The sequence below is a fragment of the Paracoccus sp. Ld10 genome (genome assembly GCF_045064235.1).
In the GTDB taxonomy this organism is placed as follows: domain Bacteria; phylum Pseudomonadota; class Alphaproteobacteria; order Rhodobacterales; family Rhodobacteraceae; genus Paracoccus.
The window spans coordinates 175752-195495 of record NZ_JBISHD010000032.1 but is presented as its reverse complement, the minus strand read 5'-3'; the positions used below and the strand labels follow the sequence as shown (position 1 = coordinate 195495).

General features: G+C 66.7%; 15 protein-coding genes. 12 read left to right on the top strand and 3 right to left on the bottom strand.

The window, feature by feature from the left end:
• The first annotated feature begins 185 nt into the window (after positions 1 to 185).
• The 5 genes from ACJJVR_RS14790 (at position 186) to ACJJVR_RS14770 (ending at position 9207) form a co-directional block, all read left to right on the top strand.
• Positions 186 to 2735, top strand: a complete 2550-nt coding sequence (locus tag ACJJVR_RS14790) for a cation:proton antiporter (protein WP_405405686.1) — start codon at positions 186 to 188, stop codon at positions 2733 to 2735.
• Positions 2736 to 2774: 39 nt separating this feature from the next.
• On the top strand, positions 2775 to 5066 hold the full coding sequence (locus ACJJVR_RS14785; protein WP_405405685.1) for a Tex family protein: 2292 nt from the start codon (positions 2775 to 2777) through the stop codon (positions 5064 to 5066).
• A 10-nt stretch (positions 5067 to 5076) separates the two neighbouring features.
• Positions 5077 to 6315 (top strand): AGE family epimerase/isomerase, encoded by a 1239-nt coding sequence (locus tag ACJJVR_RS14780; RefSeq protein WP_405405683.1) that lies wholly within the window; start codon positions 5077 to 5079, stop codon positions 6313 to 6315.
• Between the two features lie 1878 nt (positions 6316 to 8193).
• Entirely contained in the window at positions 8194 to 8418 is a 225-nt protein-coding gene (locus ACJJVR_RS14775; RefSeq protein WP_405405682.1) for a hypothetical protein, read from the top strand.
• Positions 8419 to 8430: 12 nt separating this feature from the next.
• Positions 8431 to 9207 carry a transglutaminase family protein gene (locus ACJJVR_RS14770; protein WP_405405680.1) on the top strand — a complete coding sequence of 259 codons (777 nt, stop codon included), beginning with the start codon at positions 8431 to 8433 and terminating at the stop codon, positions 9205 to 9207.
• Between the two features lie 4 nt (positions 9208 to 9211).
• On the opposite strand, the gene cbiB is transcribed toward ACJJVR_RS14770, so the two are convergent.
• Positions 9212 to 10123, bottom strand: a complete 912-nt coding sequence (gene cbiB, locus ACJJVR_RS14765; protein WP_405405679.1) for an adenosylcobinamide-phosphate synthase CbiB — start codon at positions 10121 to 10123, stop codon at positions 9212 to 9214.
• A 3-nt stretch (positions 10124 to 10126) separates the two neighbouring features.
• The gene (locus ACJJVR_RS14760) at positions 10127 to 10666 is read right to left on the bottom strand and encodes a histidine phosphatase family protein (RefSeq protein ID WP_405405677.1); all 540 of its coding nucleotides are present in this window, start codon (positions 10664 to 10666) and stop codon (positions 10127 to 10129) included.
• Between the two features lie 144 nt (positions 10667 to 10810).
• On the opposite strand from ACJJVR_RS14760, the gene ACJJVR_RS14755 reads away from it, so the two are divergent.
• The 7 genes from ACJJVR_RS14755 to ACJJVR_RS14725 are packed head-to-tail and all read left to right on the top strand — an operon-like array spanning position 10811 to position 18402.
• The gene (locus tag ACJJVR_RS14755; RefSeq protein ID WP_405405675.1) at positions 10811 to 11971 is read left to right on the top strand and encodes an isovaleryl-CoA dehydrogenase; all 1161 of its coding nucleotides are present in this window, start codon (positions 10811 to 10813) and stop codon (positions 11969 to 11971) included.
• On the top strand, positions 11971 to 12450 hold the full coding sequence (locus tag ACJJVR_RS14750) for a lysozyme inhibitor LprI family protein (RefSeq protein ID WP_405405674.1): 480 nt from the start codon (positions 11971 to 11973) through the stop codon (positions 12448 to 12450). The genes ACJJVR_RS14755 and ACJJVR_RS14750 overlap by 1 nt, the downstream gene beginning before the upstream one ends.
• A 1-nt stretch (position 12451) precedes the next feature.
• Positions 12452 to 13234 carry a hypothetical protein gene (locus ACJJVR_RS14745; protein WP_405405673.1) on the top strand — a complete coding sequence of 261 codons (783 nt, stop codon included), beginning with the start codon at positions 12452 to 12454 and terminating at the stop codon, positions 13232 to 13234.
• The gene (locus ACJJVR_RS14740) at positions 13231 to 14835 is read left to right on the top strand and encodes a carboxyl transferase domain-containing protein (protein ID WP_405405672.1); all 1605 of its coding nucleotides are present in this window, start codon (positions 13231 to 13233) and stop codon (positions 14833 to 14835) included. Before ACJJVR_RS14745 ends, ACJJVR_RS14740 begins: the two co-directional genes overlap by 4 nt.
• A 10-nt stretch (positions 14836 to 14845) precedes the next feature.
• Positions 14846 to 16771, top strand: a complete 1926-nt coding sequence (locus ACJJVR_RS14735; protein ID WP_405405671.1) for an acetyl/propionyl/methylcrotonyl-CoA carboxylase subunit alpha — start codon at positions 14846 to 14848, stop codon at positions 16769 to 16771.
• Positions 16764 to 17627, top strand: coding sequence for a hydroxymethylglutaryl-CoA lyase (locus ACJJVR_RS14730; protein WP_405405669.1), 864 nt, complete (start codon positions 16764 to 16766; stop codon positions 17625 to 17627). Before ACJJVR_RS14735 ends, ACJJVR_RS14730 begins: the two co-directional genes overlap by 8 nt.
• A complete protein-coding gene (locus tag ACJJVR_RS14725; protein WP_405405667.1) occupies positions 17620 to 18402 on the top strand; it encodes a crotonase/enoyl-CoA hydratase family protein in 783 nt (260 codons plus the stop codon). Before ACJJVR_RS14730 ends, ACJJVR_RS14725 begins: the two co-directional genes overlap by 8 nt.
• Here ACJJVR_RS14725 and ACJJVR_RS14720 read toward each other — a convergent pair.
• A complete protein-coding gene (locus ACJJVR_RS14720) occupies positions 18399 to 19655 on the bottom strand; it encodes an Nramp family divalent metal transporter (RefSeq protein ID WP_405405665.1) in 1257 nt (418 codons plus the stop codon). The two genes, ACJJVR_RS14725 and ACJJVR_RS14720, sit on opposite strands and share 4 nt — an antisense overlap.
• Positions 19656 to 19744 lie beyond the last annotated feature (89 nt).

Genomic DNA, 19744 nt, shown 5'->3' with positions numbered 1-19744 from the left:
GCCATGCGGCCCGGAATGTCAGTGCGGGCCGACCTGCGTCCCACGCGCTTTCAGCTGTGCGTGACGCCCCCCGATTTCAAGTCCGCCTGCCGCCCCGTCACATCGCCGTCACCGGTGCAGAAAAACGCGTGCGTGCAGTGGCGTTGGCCTTCCATGTCGGGCGGTCCGCGACTATCCAGAAATGTATGGATATCATGTTGCTGACTGCATTCACCGCGGTGCTGTTCCTGCTGATCGCAGCGGCAGAGCCATTGGCCGCGCGTCTGCGGCTGCCGTTCAGCGTGATGCTGGCGGCGGTGGGCATCCTGATCGGCGGCGGGGCGTTGTTCCTGCTGCGCACCAACGTCACCGATACGCTGAACCCCGTCGCCATTGGCATCCTGTCCCTGCCGATCCGGTCCAGCGTGTTCCTGTACGTGTTTCTTCCGACGCTGATCTTTCAGGCGACGCTGGACATGAATGTCCGCCGGATGATGGACGACTGGGTGCCGGTCCTGACGCTGGCGGTGGTGGCCGTGGTGGCGGCGACCCTGACCATCGGGTTTGCCCTGTCCTGGATCGGCGGGCTGCCGTTGATGGTGGGCCTGCTGATCGGGTCGATCGTGTCGACGACCGACCCCTCCGCCGTCGTCAGCATCTTTCGCAGCCTGTCCGCCCCCAAACGCCTGTCCCGCATCGTCGAGGGAGAGTCGCTGTTGAACGACGCCGCCGCCATCGCGCTGTTCGGGCTGTTCATGACCTATGTGATGCTGGGCGTCCCGAACCCCAGCCTGGCCGAGGCCCTGGGCCAGTTTCCCGCCCTGATCCTCAGCGGCGTGCTGGCGGGATGGCTGGTCGCGCGGATCGCCCTGATGCTGATGGGCCTGTTCGCTCGGTTCGAGACGGCACAGATCTCGGTCTCGGTCGCGGTGCCGTACCTGGCCTATATCGGTGCGGAACAGCTGCTGGGCGCGTCGGGCGTGATCGCCGTGGTGGTGTCCGGCCTGACGCTGAACCTGATGGGGCCGGGCCGCCTTGCGCCCGCGTTCTGGGTCAACCTCAAGGAGATCTGGGGCCTGCTGGCGCATTGGGCTGGCGCGCTGATCTTCATTCTGGCAGCCCTGCTGATCCCGCGCCTGCTGGGAGAGGTTCGCCTGAACGACCTGTTCCTGATCGGTGTGGTCGTGGTCGCGGCCTTTGTCGCGCGCGCGCTGATCCTGTTTCTGTTGCTGCCGCTGCTGACCAAGCTGCGCCTGTCACCCAAGATTCAGCGCCCCTATCGCGTGGCGATCATGTGGGGCGGGTTGCGCGGGGCCGTAACGCTGGCGCTGGCGCTGGCCGTGACTGAAAGCCTGCGCGTGCCGGTGGAAACCAAGCGCATCGTCGGCATTCTGGCCACGGGCTTTACCCTGTTCACGCTGATCGTGCAGGGCACCACGCTGCGCGCTGTCATCGCCCTTCTGGGTCTGGACAAGTTGTCGCCGCTGGACCGCGCGCTGTCCAATCAGGTCGTCGCCGTGGCCCTGCAGTCGGTGCGCGAGGGCGTGGCCTCTGTCACCGAGAACTACGACCTGACGCGTGAGACCGTGCGCTCCGAGGCCAAGCGTTTCGCCGCGCGGCTGGACAGCGCCGTCGAGGCCGCCGAAGCCGACGACAACGCGCAGATTCTGGACCGCGACCGCATCACCCTGGGCCTGATCGCCCTGGCCGCCCACGAACGGGAGATGATCGTCCAGCGGTTCCGCGAACGCGCCATATCGGCGCGTTTGTCGGAACAGGCGCTGTTCGACGCCGACCGCGTGATCGAGGGTGCGCGGTCTGGTGGCCGTACCGGGTATCAGCGCGCAGCCCGCCGCAATCTGCGCTATGGTCCCGCATTCCGGTTCGCGGCCTTTCTGCGCAACCGCGTGGGCGTGGCCCGACCGCTGTCTCGCATGACCGCGGACCGGTTCGAGATGTTGCTGGGCAAGCGATTGATCCTGCGCGATCTTCACGGTTTCATCGACCGTCGCATCCGCCGCATCCATGGCCGCCGCGTGGCGGAATTGTTGCACGAATTATTGCAACGGCGCATCGAGGCCGTGGAAACCGCGCTGGAGGGTCTGCGGCTGCAATTCCCCGGCTATGCCGAGGAGCTGGAGCGTCGTTTCATCCGCCGCACCGCACTGCGGCTGGAAGAGCGTGAATATCATGCCCTGCGCGACGACGGCCTGATCGGCTCCGAGGTGCATACCCAGCTGATGGACGATGTCCGCCAGCGTCGCCAGCAATCCGAAGGCCGCCCCAAGCTGGACCTGGCGCTGCGCAAGAATCAGGTCGTGCGCCAGTTCCCGCTGTTCGCCGATCTGGACGACGCCGAACTGAAGCGTCTCAGCCGCGAGGTTCGGACACGATACGTGAACGCAGGGCACGTCATCACGCGCAAGGACACGCCCGCGCGGTCGGTGTTTTTTGTCGCATCCGGCGCGGTCGAGCAGGAGGTCGCGGGCCAGACCGCGCGCCTTGGCCGCGGAGAGATGTTCGGCCAGATGGGCGTGCTGACCCGCCGCATCCGCCGGGCCGAGGTTCGCGCCATCACCCCCAGCACCCTGCTGGTGTTGGACGAGGCGGGCTTTCGCCGCCTGCTGAAACGGTCAGCCGCCTTGCGCAAGGCGGTGCGCGACAGCGTCGTGGGCAAGACCGTTGCCGGAGAGGTGCTGCGCATGCCCGAACTGGCGCAGGACGCCCGGCTTGGCGAGCCGACCACAAGCGGCTAGACCGTCGCGCAGGATCCACGGACGACAAGGCCCCCACGCATGGACATCACTGCCCAGACCGCCACCCGCATCGCCCGCCAGATCGCGACCCAGATCGGGGCCAACCCCGCGCAGGTTACGGCCGCAGCGGACCTGCTGGACGGGGGCGCGACCATTCCCTTTGTCGCGCGCTATCGCAAGGAGGCGACGGGGGGCCTGGACGACACGCAACTGCGCACCCTGGCCGAGCGCCTGTCCTATCTGCGAGAGATGGAGGCGCGGCGCGCGGCGATCCTGGGGTCGATCCGCGATCAGGGCAAGCTGACCGACGATCTGTCCCGCGCCATCGGTGCCGCCGAGACCAAGGCCGCGCTGGAGGACATCTATCTGCCCTTCAAGCCGAAACGCCGCACCAAGGCGATGATCGCCCGCGAGAACGGGCTGGAACCGCTGCTGCGCGCGATACAGGCTGACCCGACGCGTGATCCGGCATCGATGGCCGCCGCCTATCTGTCCGAGGCCGTGGACAGTCCAAAGGCCGCGCTGGAGGGCGCCCGCGACATTCTGGTCGAGGAGCTGTCAGAGAATGCCGAGGTGCTGGGCCCGCTGCGTGAATTCATGCGCGGCAACGCGGTCATCGCCGCACGCGTGGTTGCCGGCAAGGAGGAGTCGGGCGCCAAGTTCAGCGATTATTTCGCGCATTCGGAAACCTGGTCGGGCATTCCGGGGCACCGCGCGCTGGCCATCCTGCGTGCCGCCAAGGAGGAGGTCGTGACCATCGACATCGCCCCCGAGCCCGAAACCGGCACGGCGCGGGCCGAGGGGATCGTGGCGCGCGGTCTGGGCGCGATCGGGCAGGGGCGGGGTGCCGACTGGCTGCGCGGCGTCGCGGGCTGGGCATGGCGGGTGCGCCTGTCGAACACGATGTATATCGATCTGATGACCGAACTGCGCACCCGCGCCCATGCCGAGGCGATCCAGGTCTTTGCCCGCAATCTGCGCGACCTGCTGCTGGCGGCGCCCGCCGGGCCGCGCGCGACCCTGGGGCTGGACCCCGGCATCCGCACGGGGTGCAAGATCGCGGTCGTGGACGGCACCGGCAAGCTGTTGGACACCGCGACAATCTATCCGTTCCAGCCTAAGAACGACCTGCGCGGGGCCGAGGCCACGCTGTCGGCGCTGATCGCGAAACATGGTGTCGACCTGATCGCCATCGGCAACGGCACCGCCAGCCGCGAAAGCGAACGCCTGGTAGCCGATGTGCTGAAACGCCTGCCCAAGGGGGTCAAGGCGCCGACCAAGGTCATCGTCTCCGAGGCCGGGGCGTCGGTCTATTCCGCATCAGAACTGGCGGCAAAGGAGTTTCCCGGTCTGGACGTGTCCCTGCGCGGTGCGGTGTCGATCGCACGGCGCTTGCAGGATCCGCTGGCCGAGCTGGTCAAGGTGCCGCCGCAATCCATCGGCGTGGGGCAATACCAGCATGACGTCGACCAGCGGCAGCTGGCGAAATCGCTGGAGGCCGTAGTCGAGGATGCGGTGAACGCCGTGGGCGTCGATCTGAACACCGCGTCCGCGCCGCTGTTGGCGCATGTCGCGGGGCTGGGGCCGTCGCTGGCGCAGGCCATCGTGACGCATCGTGATGCGACCGGCGCATTCCCGTCGCGTACGGCGCTGAAAAAGGTCGCGGGGCTGGGCCCCAAGGCGTTCCAGCAATGCGCGGGCTTTCTGCGTGTGCAGGGGGCCGAGCCGCTGGACGCATCGGCCGTCCACCCCGAAGCGTACGGTGTCGCGCGCAAGATCGTCGCCGCCTGCGGGCGCGATCTGCGCGCGCTGATGGGTGACGGCGCGGCGCTTAAATCGGTGCAGGCGCAGGATTTCGTGACCGACGATTTCGGCCTGCCCACCGTGCGCGACATTCTGGCGGAACTGGAAAAGCCCGGCCGCGACCCGCGTCCCGGCTTTGTCACTGCGACATTCGCCGACGGTGTCGAGGACATCAAGGATCTGCGCCCCGGCATGTCGCTGGAGGGGACAGTGACGAACGTTGCGGCATTCGGTGCCTTTGTCGACATCGGCGTGCATCAGGACGGGCTGGTCCATGTCAGCCAACTGGCCGACCGGTTCGTGCGTGACCCGCACGAGGTGGTCAAGGCAGGCGACGTGGTCCGGGTCCGCGTGACCGAGGTCGACGTCCCCCGCAAGCGCATCGGCCTGACCATGCGCAAGGACAACGCCCCGACCGAACGCCCCGCCCGCGAACCCGCAAAACCCGCTCCGCGCGCCGCACAGGCGGCACCCAAGGGGGCTGGCGCATTCGGTTCGGCCCTGGCCGACGCACTGCGCAAACGTTGAGGAGATCACCGTGATCGACGACCCGGACCACCGCGCCTTTCTGGTGCGCGACGCCCACCGCGCGCTGAAGTTCTTTGACGCCAGCATCCGCCCGGCGGGCGGTTTCCACGTGCTGGACCTGGACGGCAATCCGCTGCCGGGCACGGTTCAGGAACTACACACGACCACGCGGCTGATCCATTCCTATGCGCTGGCGCAGATGGCGGGGCGGCCGGACCGTGTGGGGATCGTCGATCACGGCATGGACTGGCTGTGGCGTGCCCATCGCGACACGGATCACGGCGGCTATCTGTGGGCGCTGGACGGGACCACGCCAGTGGACGGTCCCAAGCTGGCGTATGGCCATGTCTTCGTTCTGCTGGCGGCCAGCAGTGCCAGGATGATCGGGCACCCGGATGCCGACCGCCTGCTGGCCGACATCACGCAGGTTCTGGATTGCCATTACTGGGACGAGGATGCGGGCCTGTTCCGCGATGAATTCACGCGCGACTGGCACGCTTTTTCGACCTATCGCGGCATGAACGCCAACATGCACGGGGTCGAGGCGCTGCTGGCCGCGTTCGAGGCGACCGGCGCGCCCATCCATCTGGACCGCGCCGGCCGGATCCTGAATTTCTTCATCGCGGGGCAGGCGGCCCGGAACGATTGGCGCATTCCGGAACATTACGACGACCGCTGGCAGGCTGATCACGCCTATGCCGGCAACCCGATGTTCCGCCCCGCAGGCACGACCCCCGGCCACAGCTTTGAAATGGCGCGCCTGCTGTTGCAATGGTGGGACCTGGCGGGTCGCCCGGACACAGGTGCGGTGGCGCAGGCGCGGGCACTGGTCGATGCCGCACTGACGGATGCATGGTCCGATCGGGGCGGGCTGGCCTATACGCTGCGCGACCGACGCGTGGACAACGCGGCGCGCTACTGGTGGCCGGTGACCGAGGCGATCGGCGCGCTGGCCGCCCTGATCAAGCTGGACCCCCGGCCCGGTGATATCGACTGGTACCGCCGGTTGTGGGCGTTTGCGGATGGTCACCTGATCGATCATGGCCGTGGCGGGTGGTATCCTGAACTGGGCGATGACGGCCAGCCTGCCGCCGCCCAGTTCACCGGCAAGCCCGACATCTATCACGCGCTGCAGGCCGACCTGCTGCCGCTGGCTGCGGGCGTGTCGCATCAGGCGCGCGATCTGGCACGCGACTGTCCATTGCGCCCGGACGCCGTCCGATCCCATGGCAGTTTTGCAAACGCCTGAATGCGCGTGCGCCGTGGGTGGCTGCGCAGAATAGCCGACAGTTCCATGGGCGGAGTCACCTGCTGATACCAGGCTTAGGCAGAATTGACGCGGCTATCGCGTGGATGGCTGCGTTACCACGCCGGCCGCAGCTGGCTGGGCCCAACCCGGGCGGGACGACCGCGATAATGCAGACATCGTGACGCGTGCCGACATATCTTCGGTCATTCAGCAGACCAATCATGAGAACGATGCGATGTCGCCTTTTGTGATGACGCGTCTCGTATATCAACGTCCGTCTTGTGATCTCACGTGCCGTGGTTCCACACCTTTGATGCTCAACAATCCACGCTGAAAATCCATGTGGCCAGGCAGATCGCATGAGCGAGCCACGTCCCACCCGATACCGCACAGCGAGTGGCCCAGGGATAATGGCCCGTTGCCCAAGGGGGGCTTTCTTCAGATTTGGGCAAACCTGGACATGGCCTTGCGGGCGCCACATGACCGTCGCACCGTCCGGCCTCCCATCGCCTGCAATACTGCGGTTCAGCTCAGCATTTTGATCAATATGCCGTTACGGGCGACCGGGCGCGTCCTTGACGTCGGCGGCCTGCGCCACGGACACAAGGCTTGGCCGTGCAGATCCCGTTCGCCATATCGATAGACCGCTTAGTCCGCTCGTGATTGCAGCGGCATCAAGCTCCTCCGCGTTTCCGGATGGCCGATCTCCACCTGCGAGCCTAAAGGTCGCCGCCAGTGGCGCAAAAAGTCCGTTGTCATGGATACAGCGATTTCGAACATTCACGGCAGTCGACTTTACCTGTGGCAGCGACGGCGACACCCTGAGCCTGCAGACGTCGCGGGACCGGATCAACCGGGGCAAGGAGCTCGGCACTGTCACCGCCACGAGCCCCCGCAACATCCGCCGGTGCCATGCGGCTATCAGTGGCCGACAGGTCGACCAGCCCGTTCCGATCCGGAGGAACAGATGGCTCTGGAGCGATGACTGGCCGTCTGAAACGCCTCAGAACGAAGCACCCCAAGCCACGCACACAAAGTCGGAGCGTACTAAAAGCACGTGGCCAGAAACCGCGCGGAGGCAAAGATGCCATGCAACAACGCAGTCGGCAAGCGTATCGCCGCATGGGACCCTGTCTGTGAGACAGCAGAAATCCACATCCCGATTGGGCTTATGAACTGCTTGTCGAGCCTGAGCATTGCTCAGGTCATTCGCGCGGTCTGACCTTAGTTGGGAGGCGGAAAAGTCAGTCCTCAGGCATGGTTCCTGCAACGATGTCCATCTGCAGAGGAAACATGCGCGTTTTCGTCGCGTCCTTGCAGAACCTGGCCTTGAGGCAGCCGGCGATGTGGGCACGGGTGCCACCTTTTGGCGGTCACCTCCATATCGAACCGGATGGGTCGGCCATTCGCATCAGTTACGGCGCGCAGGTTTGTGACGTTTTTGGGCAAAACCGTCCCCCAGACGGTTTTCTTGTGCCTCGAACCCTTTCATTCGGCCGATCTGGGGACCGCGCGCCGCTTTTTCGCACGCAGGCCGCAGGCCTTGGGACGCGCAGTCAAAATGGTCGACCATATCATGATCCGGGTAAAACACCCTGCCTGTCGCTACGCCGTCTCCGGCGATTATAGAGGGTCTCTGCCGCTCCGTACTTACCGTTCGGACATTCTTTTGAAGCAGAGACGTTCACGCCTTTACCGTCGAACCGTTGCGATTGAAACGATGATACAACTCATCATTACCAGATCATCGACACACGGATGGCAAAGACGCTTAAAAAATGACCGAAGCGCGCCATAGGCGCCTCAGGCAGCCAGAGCAGAGGGCCTATCGATCGGGTCACCCCGCAGAGCCTGAACAACAAAGGCTGCATGAATGCCATGCGGTCAAAGGACCTGCATATCGTCCGTATCGATGCCCGGCTGACGACCACCTCGGCTGGCGTGGAGCGGTCCGGATCGCGCTGCCGCATGGTCCTGCGTCAGGGCGATACCGCCTTTCCCTGCGTCATCATGGATCCGGTGGAACTTCGCGGTCGCTGGACGATTGACATTTTCGACGGCTGCAGGCACGACTGCGCGCCTTTCCCGACCCAATCCACCTGACAGGAGCCGCCGATGCGGATGATGATCGACGTGACGCTTGACTATGCGCTGGAATCGCCCGGCCCCGCGCTGCTGCTGATCGAGGCGGCGGGTGTTCACGGACAGGTCTTGAACCGCACGACGATCGACCTTGGCCAGCCCCTGAAACTGGCCCGCGTCCCGGCCGAGGAGGGCATCGGCGAACGCATCGTGATGCGCCTGCGTGACCGGCTGATCTGCCGCTATTCGGCCGAGGTGCAGGTGACCCGCCCGCGTCCCGACCTGGCCACGCTGCCCGCGGTCGAGGTCGAAGACATGCCCGGGGATGCGCTGCGCTATCTTCTGCCGTCGCGCTATTGCCCGTCAGAGCGGTTCGGCCATTTTACCGGATCGCGGTTCGAGGGAATGACCGGCGGCCCGTTGGTGGCCGCGATGCGCGATTGGGTGGAACGCAACCTGGATTATGTCGCCGGGGCCAGCGACGCCAACACCACGGCGGCGGACACGTTCCTGGACCGGCGCGGGGTCTGCCGCGACTATGCACATCTGCTGATCGCGCTGTGCCGCGCCCAACAAATTCCGGCCCGCATCGCCAGCGTCTATGCCCCCCATGTCCAACCCCAGGATTTTCACGCTGTGGTCGAGGTCTATCTGGGCGGGGAATGGCACCTGATCGATCCGACGGGAATGGCGCATGCCGACCAGATGGCACTGGTCGCGGTCGGGCGCGATGCCGCGGATGTGGCGTTCCTGACCACGACATCTGTCGCCGACCTGCGCACCCAAAGCGTCGAGGTGACGCTGCTCTGACGTGTCAGATCAGCGCGGCCGCGGCCAGCACTACGGCCGCGACCAGCGTCGCGCGTCGGATCAGGGCGATGCCGCGGCCAAGGTCGGCGGCATCCGGGTCCGGAGCGGCGGCGTTCAGCCACGGTTCGTTCGCGACCCGGTCGGCATAGACGCGCGGCCCTGACAGCCGACAGCCCAGGGCACCGGCCATCGCGCCCTCGGGCCAGCCTGCATTGGGCGACCGATGGGCCGGTGCGTCGCGCAGCGCGACATGCATCGCGGTTGCTGCCTGCCTGCCCGATGCGACCGCGATCAGTCCCGCCGACAGACGCGCCGGGATCAGGTTCGCCACATCGTCCAGCCGGGCCGCGACCATGCCGAACGCCTGATGCCGCGGGGTGCGGTGGCCGATCATCGAATCCATCGTGTTGATCGCCTTGTAGGCCGCGATGCCGGGCAATCCGCCGATGGCGGCCCAGAATAGCGGGGCAATCACGCCGTCACTGAAATTTTCGGCCAGGCTCTCCAGACTGGCGCGCGACAGGGCGGGCGGATCGGCGCGTGCCACGTCGCGCCCCACGATCATCGCGGTCGCCCGGCGTGCGGCGGCCAGATCGCCCGCTGCCAAGGGCACCGCCACGGCGCGCAGATGCTGGTCCAGCGACCGTGCCGCGACCAGCGGCCATGCCAGCACCGCCGCGACCCATGGGCCCAGCCACGCCTGGATCAGCACGGCGGGAAGAACGGCGGCCAGCAGGACGACGGCTACGGTCAGCGCCCCTTTGGCCCGCCGCGCGCGACCCCTGTTCAGCGCCCGGTCCAGCGCGGTGATCAGCCGCCCGGCCCAGGTCACCGGATGCCCGATCCGGCGAAAAACCGCATCGGGCCAGCCGATCATCGTATCCAGCAGCAGCGCCAGCAGCGCGATCATCGCCATCGGTCAATCCCCTGCGCACAGATTGACGGTCTGTACCGCCCAGTCCGTTCCCGCCCGCTGCAGGACTGTCAACGACAGCGGCGCCACCGCGAACGACAGCGCGGCAGGCCCCACCACCATCGACAGCGCCGCGCGCACCGTTCCGGCATGCGCCACGATCACCGTGTCGCGGTCCAGTGCATGCAGGACCGGGATCACCCGCGCGGCCATGTCGTCAAAACTCTCACCGCCATCTGGCCGGTGGTGGGCCAAGGCATCGGGGGACAGGGGGCCAAGGTCGGGCAGGCGGGCGGGGTCCATCCCCTCCCATACGCCCAGGTCCTGTTCCCACAGCGCGGGGTCCAGCCGATCGGGCGTCAGCCCAAGGGCCGCGGCCGTCTGCCGACAGCGCAGCGCGGGGCTGGCGATCACCTGCGCAGGGTGCAGCCGCGCCGCCTGTCGCGCCAGTGCCGCGTGGTCACGGCAGTCGGCGGGCACGTCGCGGCGACCGGCCATCAGGCCGTCGGCAAGGCTGGGTGCATGGCGCAGGATCATCAATCGCATGGGCCTTTCTTTGGCGCGTCCGGCGGGGCGGAGCAAGCCCCACGCTTGACGCATCGTTGCCAGCGGCGCAGCCTTCTTGACGGGCGGGCACGGCCTGCGCTATGGAAATGAACAATCGTTCAATAACCGGGGAGGGGGATTGCGATGTTCACACGGGGCATGGAATTCGATCTGGGCGAGGATGTGAACGCGCTGCGCGAGATGGTCCACGGATGGGCCACCGATCGCGTTGCGCCGCTGGCGGCTGAAACAGACCGCACCAATGCGTTTCCCAACCAGCTGTGGAGAGAAATGGGCAATCTGGGCCTGTTGGGCATCACCGTGGCCGAGGAGTATGGCGGGTCCGGCATGGGCTATCTGGCCCATGTCATCGCGGTCGAGGAGATCGCGCGGGCCAGCGCCTCGATCAGCCTGTCCTATGGCGCGCATTCGAACCTGTGCGTGAACCAGATCAAGCTGAATGGCACCGATGCACAGCGTGCGAAATACCTGCCAGACCTGTGCAGCGGCGCGGCCGTCGGCGCGTTGGCCATGTCCGAGGAGGGCGCGGGCAGCGACGTTGTCGCGATGCGCCTGCGCGCGGACAAGAAGAACGATCGCTATGTGCTGAACGGCAACAAGTACTGGATCACCAACGCGCCCGATGCGCACACGCTGGTGGTCTATGCCAAGACCGACCCGGACGCCGGGTCGAAGGGCATCACGGCCTTCATCGTCGAACGCGACATGGCCGGTTTCACGACCGGCCCGCATTTCGACAAGCTGGGGATGCGCGGATCGAACACGGGCGAGTTGATCTTCGACAATGTCGAGATCCCGTTCGAGAACGTCCTGGGCGAGGAGGGCCGGGGCGTTCGGGTGCTGATGTCGGGCCTGGACTATGAGAGGGTGGTCCTGTCCGGCATCGGCACCGGTATCATGGCGGCCTGTCTGGATCAGGTCCTGCCCTATGTGACCGAACGCAAGCAGTTCGGCCAGCCGGTGGGGTCGTTCCAGCTGATGCAGGGCAAGGTTGCCGATATGTACGTTGCGTTGAACACCGCCCGCGCCTATGTCTATGAGGTCGCGCGGGCCTGCGACGCGGGCCGCGTCACGCGTCAGGATGCGGCGGGTGCGGTGCTGTATGCCAGCGAACAGGCGATGGTTCAGGCGCATCAGGCGGTGCAGGCGTTGGGCGGGGCGGGGTTCCTGTCGGACAGCGTCGCCAGCCGCCTGTTCCGCGACGCCAAGCTGATGGAGATCGGGGCCGGCACCAGCGAAATCAGGCGCATGTTGATCGGCCGCGAACTGATGGGGCTGGTCTGATGCGCATCCTGATCGCCCTGGCGCTGCTGTCCGCCCCCGCAATGGCACGGGACATGCCGACGTTTGACCCCGCTCCGGCTCTGAATTGCCTTGCCAGCGACGCTGCCCCGGACAGCTGTGCGGGTCTTGCAGCCAATGCATGCATGGAGGGTCAAGGCGGCTTCAGCACTGTCGGTATGGGCTTTTGCCTGGGGGCTGAACGCGATTGGTGGGATGACCGCCTGAACGTCGCCTATGGCGAGGTGCTGACCCGCGCCAAGACGCAGGATGCACAGCCGAACACTCCTGATCCACATCAGGCGGTTGCCCTGCGCGACATGCAACGCGCCTGGATCGCGTTCCGCGACGCGGCCTGTGGCTATGAGGCGGCGCGATGGACCGGTGGCACGGGTGCGGGCCCTGCAGCCGCGCAATGCCTGTTGATCCTGACTGCGCGCCAGGCGAACCGGCTGGACGGCTATCTACGCGAAGGCCCCTGACATGGCGTACATGTTTCATCATCGCGACCAGGTCATCGACCGGGTGGCGATCATCGACAACGACAAAGGGCCTCATCCGGTCAGGCGCGCCGCGTCGATCGTAATGGCAAGGACGCTGCCGAATGTCGTAGACACAGATGGTGCAGACCACGTCCTGACGGCGCGTCGGCGGCTGTTGCGGGCGGTGGCCGCGTGCTGGGCAGCACGAATGACTGCCGGAATCAGTCCTGCACTGCCCAGGCAGTTCGGCCGCACGGTGCAGGACCTGTGCCTGCGTCGCACGGGCATTGTCTTGGTCATCATCGCACCAGACTGGCACCGGAAACCGGCGCTTGTCACCCATATGGGCGTGATCGACCCCGATCGCCTTGCCACTGCCAGTCGCGCGAACGGTCCGAAGACGTCTGCCAGGATCAACCATGCCGGGGGTAGCGCGCGACGACACGGCAGACGCCGCATGAGCAATGCGCCCCCGTTCAACATCGGTGGTGCGGCAAGGCCGCGCCCTGATCGGTTGGACGGACCATGCAATCCCGGCAGCGCGTCGGCCACGACGCCGTGCGACCGGAGGAGACACGGATGTGCGTCTGACGCCGCGACGGCCAACCATGTAACGGCACAGCGAACACTTGGGCGCAACAGTGTCGAACAGCGCCGCTCGTTCACCAACCTTTACGATCGTCGAAAGATCGCCATTCCGGGCGCCTTGGCAATGGCTGTGACCGGCATGGTCATTCATCTGGCCCCGCGCAATCCGGACTTGGCCGAGGAGACAATAGGATGAAACTGACCTCGACCGAGCTGCCGTCGTCCGAAGGGTTTCGCGCCAACCGCGCCGCGCATCTGGCCCTGCTGCAGACCGCGCGCGAAGCCGCGCTGACCGCCATTGCAGGGGGCGGCCCCAAGGCGCAGGAACGCCATGTCAGCCGCGGCAAGATGCCCCCGCGCGAACGCGTGGCGAACCTGCTGGACCCCGGCAGCCCGTTCCTGGAAATCGGTGCGCTGGCCGCTCATGGCCTGTACGACGGCGCGGCACCTTGTGCGGGCGTCATCGCCGGGGTGGGGCGGGTCCATGGTCAGGACGTAATGGTGGTGGCCAATGACGCGACAGTCAAGGGCGGCACCTATTACCCGATGACGGTCAAGAAACACCTGCGCGCGCAGGAGATCGCCGAAGAATGCAGGCTGCCCTGCATCTATCTGGTCGACAGTGGCGGCGCGAACCTGCCCAATCAGGACGAGGTGTTTCCCGACCGCGACCATTTCGGCCGCATCTTCTTTAACCAAGCACGGATGAGCGCCAAGGGCATCCCCCAGATCGCCGTGGTCATGGGGTCGTGCACCGCGGGCGGCGCCTATGTGCCTGCCATGTCCGACGTGACGATCATCGTGCGCGGGCAGGGCACGATATTTCTGGCCGGTCCGCCGCTGGTCAAGGCCGCGACGGGCGAGGTGGTCACATCGGAGGATCTGGGCGGCGGCGACGTGCACACGCGTCTGTCCGGTGTGGCCGATTACCTGGCCGAGGATGACGCCCATGCCCTGGCCCAGGCCCGCCGCGCCATCGCCAACCTGAACCGCCGCCGCCCCGACACTGTCGTCTGGCAATCGCCTGAACTTCCTGCATACGACCCCGAGGAGATTCTGGGCGTTGTGCCCGCCGATCTGCGCACCCCCTACGACATCCGCGAGGTGATCGCCCGTATCGTCGATGGCAGCCGTTTCGACGAATTCAAGGCTCGGTTCGGAGAGACGCTGGTCACCGGGTTTGCCCATGTCGAGGGCTGCCCCGTCGGTATCGTTGCCAACAATGGCGTGCTGTTCAGCGAGGCCGCCCAAAAGGGCGCGCATTTCATCGAGTTGTGCAGCGCCCGCAACATTCCGCTGGTGTTCCTGCAAAACATCACCGGCTTTATGGTAGGTCGCAAATACGAGAACGAGGGCATCGCCCGCCACGGTGCCAAGATGGTCACCGCGGTGGCCACCACCAACGTGCCGAAAATCACCATGCTGGTGGGCGGCAGCTTTGGCGCGGGCAATTACGGCATGGCAGGACGGGCCTATTCCCCGCGATTTCTGTGGACTTGGCCCAACAGCCGCATCGGTGTGATGGGCGGCGAACAGGCTGCCGGCGTTCTGGCCACCGTGCGCCGCGACGGGATCGAGCGTCAGGGCGGGACCTGGTCTGCCGAGGACGAGGCCGCGTTCAAGCGCCCCACAGTCGAGATGTTCGAACGCCAGTCCCATCCCTTGTATGCATCCGCGCGGCTGTGGGACGACGGGATCATCGATCCGCGCCAGTCGCGCGACATTCTGGCCCTGTCGCTGCGTGCCAGCCTGAACGCACCCATCCAGCCGACGCGGTTCGGCCTGTTCCGCATGTGAGGGGCACGACATGTTCGACAAGATCCTGATCGCCAACCGGGGCGAAATCGCCTGCCGCGTCATCGACACCTGCCGCCGCCTGGGCGTGGCGACGGTGGCGGTCTATTCCGATGCCGACCGCGACGCGCGCCACGTGCAGATGGCCGATCAGGCCGTGCATCTGGGCGGCCCCGCGCCCGCCGACAGCTATCTGCGGGGGGGCGCCATTATCGCGGCCGCACAGACAACGGGGGCGCAGGCCATCCATCCGGGCTATGGGTTCCTGTCCGAAAATCCCGATTTCGTCGATGCGGTCGTGGCGGCAGGTCTGGTTTTCATCGGGCCGTCCGCTGCGGCGATCCGGGCGATGGGTCTCAAGGATGCCGCCAAGGCGCTGATGGAGCAGGCAGGTGTGCCGGTGGTGCCCGGCTATCACGGCGCGGATCAGGATGCCGATCACCTGGCGCGGCAGGCGGATCAGATCGGATATCCGGTGCTGATCAAGGCCGTGGCGGGCGGCGGCGGCAAGGGGATGCGGCGCGTGGACGACCCTGCCACGTTCCGCGACGCGCTGGACAGCGCCCGGTCCGAGGCGCAGGGCGCATTCGGCAACCCCGCCGTACTGATCGAGAAATACATCCTGCAGCCGCGCCATATCGAGGTTCAGGTCTTTGGCGACGGCACCCGCGCCGTGCATCTGTACGAACGCGACTGCAGCCTGCAGCGCCGCCATCAGAAGGTGATCGAGGAGGCCCCGGCCCCCGGCATGACCCCCGAAATGCGGGCGGCAATGGGCGGGGCGGCCGTCCGCGCGGCCGAGGCGATCGGCTATGCCGGGGCGGGGACGATCGAGTTCATCGTGGACGGCGCGAACGGCCTGCGACCCGACGGGTTCTGGTTCATGGAGATGAACACCCGCCTGCAGGTCGAACACCCCGTGACCGAGGCGATCACCGGCATCGATCTGGTGGAATGGCAATTGCGCGTTGCTAGCGGAGAGCCGCTGCCCGCGCGGCAGGAGCAGATCACCCTGACCGGCCATGCCTTCGAGGCGCGCCTTTATGCCGAGGATGTGCCGGCGGGGTTCCTGCCTGCCACCGGCCGCCTGTCGCACCTGCGCTTTCCGGGCGGCGCCCGGATCGAGACCGGCGTGCGCCCCGGCGATGCGATCAGCCCGTGGTATGACCCGATGATCGCCAAGGTGATCACATGGGGCGCGACCCGCGCCATTGCGCTGCGCGCGTTGGAACAGGCGCTGGTCGACACCGAGGTGGCGGGATCGGTTACCAACCTTGATTTCCTGATCGCGCTGGCCCGCCATTCGGGCTTTCGCCGGGGCGATGTCGATACCGGCCTGATCGCGCGCGATCTGCCCGCGTTGATGGACGGCGGTGCGGCGGACCCGGCGGCGTTGGTGCTGGGGGTCATCGGCCTGTCCGGGCTGGCCGATCGCGACACGCGCGGCGGGGCCACGCTGTGGCAGCCGCTGCGCCGGACCATCGCATGGCAGCGCGGGCAGGCCCTGCTGGAGGTCACCGGACCGGGTGCTGCCCGTGTCACGCTGGACCATGCGCATGATGTCCGCTGGCAATCGGACCGCTGGTGGGTCGACGGACAGCCCTGCCGCCACCGCGTCGTCGTGCATTCCGCAGGTGTCAGCGTCTTTGGCGGGCGGGTCGTGCACCTGAGGCCGCTGGACCCGCTGGCGCGCAAGGCGGCAGATGCGGCGGGTGATGGCGTGACGCGGTCACCCATGCCGGGGTTGGTCAAGGCGGTGCATGTCGTGGCGGGCCAGACGGTTGTCGCCGGTGACCGTCTGGCGGCGCTGGAGGCCATGAAGATGGAGCACAGCCTGACCGCCGCCGCCGACGGCATCGTGGCCGAGGTGTTGGCCCAACCCGGCGACCAGGTCGAGGCCGGCGCCCCGCTGATCCGACTGGAGCCCGCCGATGGCTGAGCCTGTCGAGATCTTCGAGATGGGTCCCCGCGACGGGCTGCAGAACGAAAAGCGTCTGATCCCCACCCCTGACAAAATCGCGCTGGTCGATCTGCTGAGCCAGGCGGGCTTTGCGCATATCGAGGTGACCAGCTTTGTCCCGCCGACCTGGGTGCCGCAGTTGGCGGACGCGGCACATGTCATGGCGGGCATCACCCGCCGCCCCGGCACGCGCTATGCGGCGCTGACGCCGAACCTGCGCGGCTATCAGGCGGCACGGGCGGCCGGGGCCGACATGGTGGCGATCTTTGCCAGCGCGTCCGAGGGGTTCAGCCGGGCGAATTTGAACGCATCTATCGACGACGTACTGGCCCGGTTGGTACCGGTCGCACAGGCAGCGCGGGCGGACGGGGTCGCGTTGCGCGGCTATGTCAGCGTTGTGACCGATTGTCCGTTCGACGGGCCGACACCGCCTGCGGCTGTGGCGCGCGTGGCGGCGGCGCTGCGTGAGATGGGCTGCGACCAGATCAGCCTGGGCGACACGATCGGTCAGGGCCGGCCCGAGACGATCGACGCGATGCTGTCCGCCGTGCTGGACGAACTGCCGGCTGACAGGTTGGCGGGGCATTATCACGACACCGCCGGGCGGGCGCTGCAGAATGTCGATGTCAGCCTGGATCGCGGGCTGCGCGTGTTTGACGCCGCGGTCGGGGGGCTGGGCGGTTGCCCCTATGCGCCGGGGGCTGCGGGCAACGTGGCGACCGAGGCGCTGGCCCGGCACCTGACTGCGCGTGGTTTCGCGCATGGACTGGACATGAACATCATCACCCGTGCCGCCGCCATGGCACGCGCATTAAGGGAGACCCCCGATGCCTGACACGATCCGCATCGACCGTGACGCACGCGGCGTGGCGACCCTGTCGCTGTCCCGCCCGAACAAGCATAACGCCCTGTCGCGCGCCATGATGGACGAACTGACCAACGCCGCCGCCGATCTGGGGGCCGATCCGACCGTCCGCGTGGTCGTGCTGGCGGGCGATGGGCCCAGTTTCTGCGCGGGGGGCGATCTGGGTTGGATGCGCGGCCAGATGGCCGCAGACGATGCAACGCGGCGCGAGGGGGCGCGTGCGCTGGCCGGGATGCTGTCGGCGCTGAACCTGCTACCAAAACCGCTGATCACGCGGGTGCATGGAAATGCCTTTGGGGGCGGCTTGGGCATCATGGCGGTCAGCGATATCGTGATCGCAGCGGATACCGCACGCTTTGGTCTGACCGAGGTCCGTCTTGGCCTGATCCCCGCGACCATCGGGCCCTATGTCGTCGCGCGCATGGGCGAGCCTGCCGCGCGGCGGGTGTTCTTTTCCGCCCGCCTGTTCGACGCCACGGAGGCGGTGACCCTGAACCTGGTGTCGCGCCACGTGGCGCCGGCCGATCTGGACGCGGCCATCGAGGCCGAAATCGCGCCCTTTCTGCAGGCGGCACCCGGCGCGGTCGCCGCGGCCAAGGCGCAATGCCGCGCGCTTGGTCCGCGCATCGACGAGGCGGTCATCGAGGACAGCATCGACCGTCTAATCGCCGTCTGGCAGGGTGCCGAGGCCCCCGAAGGGATCGCGGCGTTTTTCGACCGGCGCAAGCCGGCGTGGCAAACCTAAAACAACCGCATGATCGAACTGCGCAACTGATCCACAGCCAGCGCGGCAAAGGCCAGCGTGCAGATGGCCAGCATGATGTTGGTCAGCAGGTTATTACGCCATTCGACCGGTACGCGGTTGGTGTTCAGGATCCACAGCAACGTGACCGACATGAACGGCATGAACAGCGCGCCCAGCACGCCATAAGCCAGGATCAGGAAGATCGGCTGGCCCAGAAACAGCATCGCCATCGGCGGCACCGTCAGCCACAGCACATAGGCGCGATAGTACCGCCCGCCCGACAGGCGGGCGGGATCGCCATGCGCCTTGCCCTGCACATGGCCCAGAAAGTCGGCGAACATCAGGCTGACCCCGTTCCAGACCCCGATCAGCGAACTGAACGACGCCGCAAAGAACCCGACCAGAAACAGCTTGCTGAGCCACGGGCCATAGCGTTCGTCCAGGACGCGCGATAGATCCACCATGCCCTGATCACCATTGCCGATCGCGATGCCCGCGGAATACAGCAGTTCCGCCCCCACGATCAGCGTTGCGACGACGAACAGTCCGGTCACCAGATAGGCGACCGCATTATCGATGCGCATGACCGACATGAACCGCGGGCTGTCCCAACCCTTTTCACGCAGCCAATAGCCATAGGCCGCCAGCGTGATCGTACCGCCCACGCCACCGGCGACGGACAGCACGTTGATCATCGCGCCTTCGGGGATCATCGGTGCCAGACCCGTCACGATTTCACCCAGATTGGGCAGGGTCGCGGCGGCCGCCAGCACCATGGCCACGAACATCAGAATGACCATCGCGGTCAGAACCCGTTCGAACAGGTCGTACCGCCCCGACCAGACCAGTGCCAACCCCGTCAGCCCCGACAGGATGCCCCAGGCCGGAACGCCCAGAAACGGCATCAGCGATGTCAGCGCCAGCCCGGTCCCGGCCATCGCCGCCGCGCCATAGACAAAGCCCCAGATCACGATGTATGGGCCGAAATACCAGCTGGTCCATCTGCCAAGCGTGCTCCAACCTTCGAAGATGGTGTTGCCGGTGGCCAGGGTGTAACGGCCCGCACCCTCGACCAGCACGATCTTCATGATGCAGCCCGCGACGACGGCCCACAGCAGGGCATAGCCGTATTTGCTGCCGGCGACGGTGGTGGCGATCAGGTCGGCGGCGCCGACGCCTGTGGCGGCCACGACCAGGCCGGGGCCGACCAGGCTCCAGCGTGGCTCGGCCTGGGGGCGATTGGGGGGTGTCATCTGCTCTCTTCCCTTGGTGTCCGCACGAACCATGGCGCGAAACTGCAGGCTGTGCAAATGGCACGAACAAAAGATCCCGCCGCGCGGTT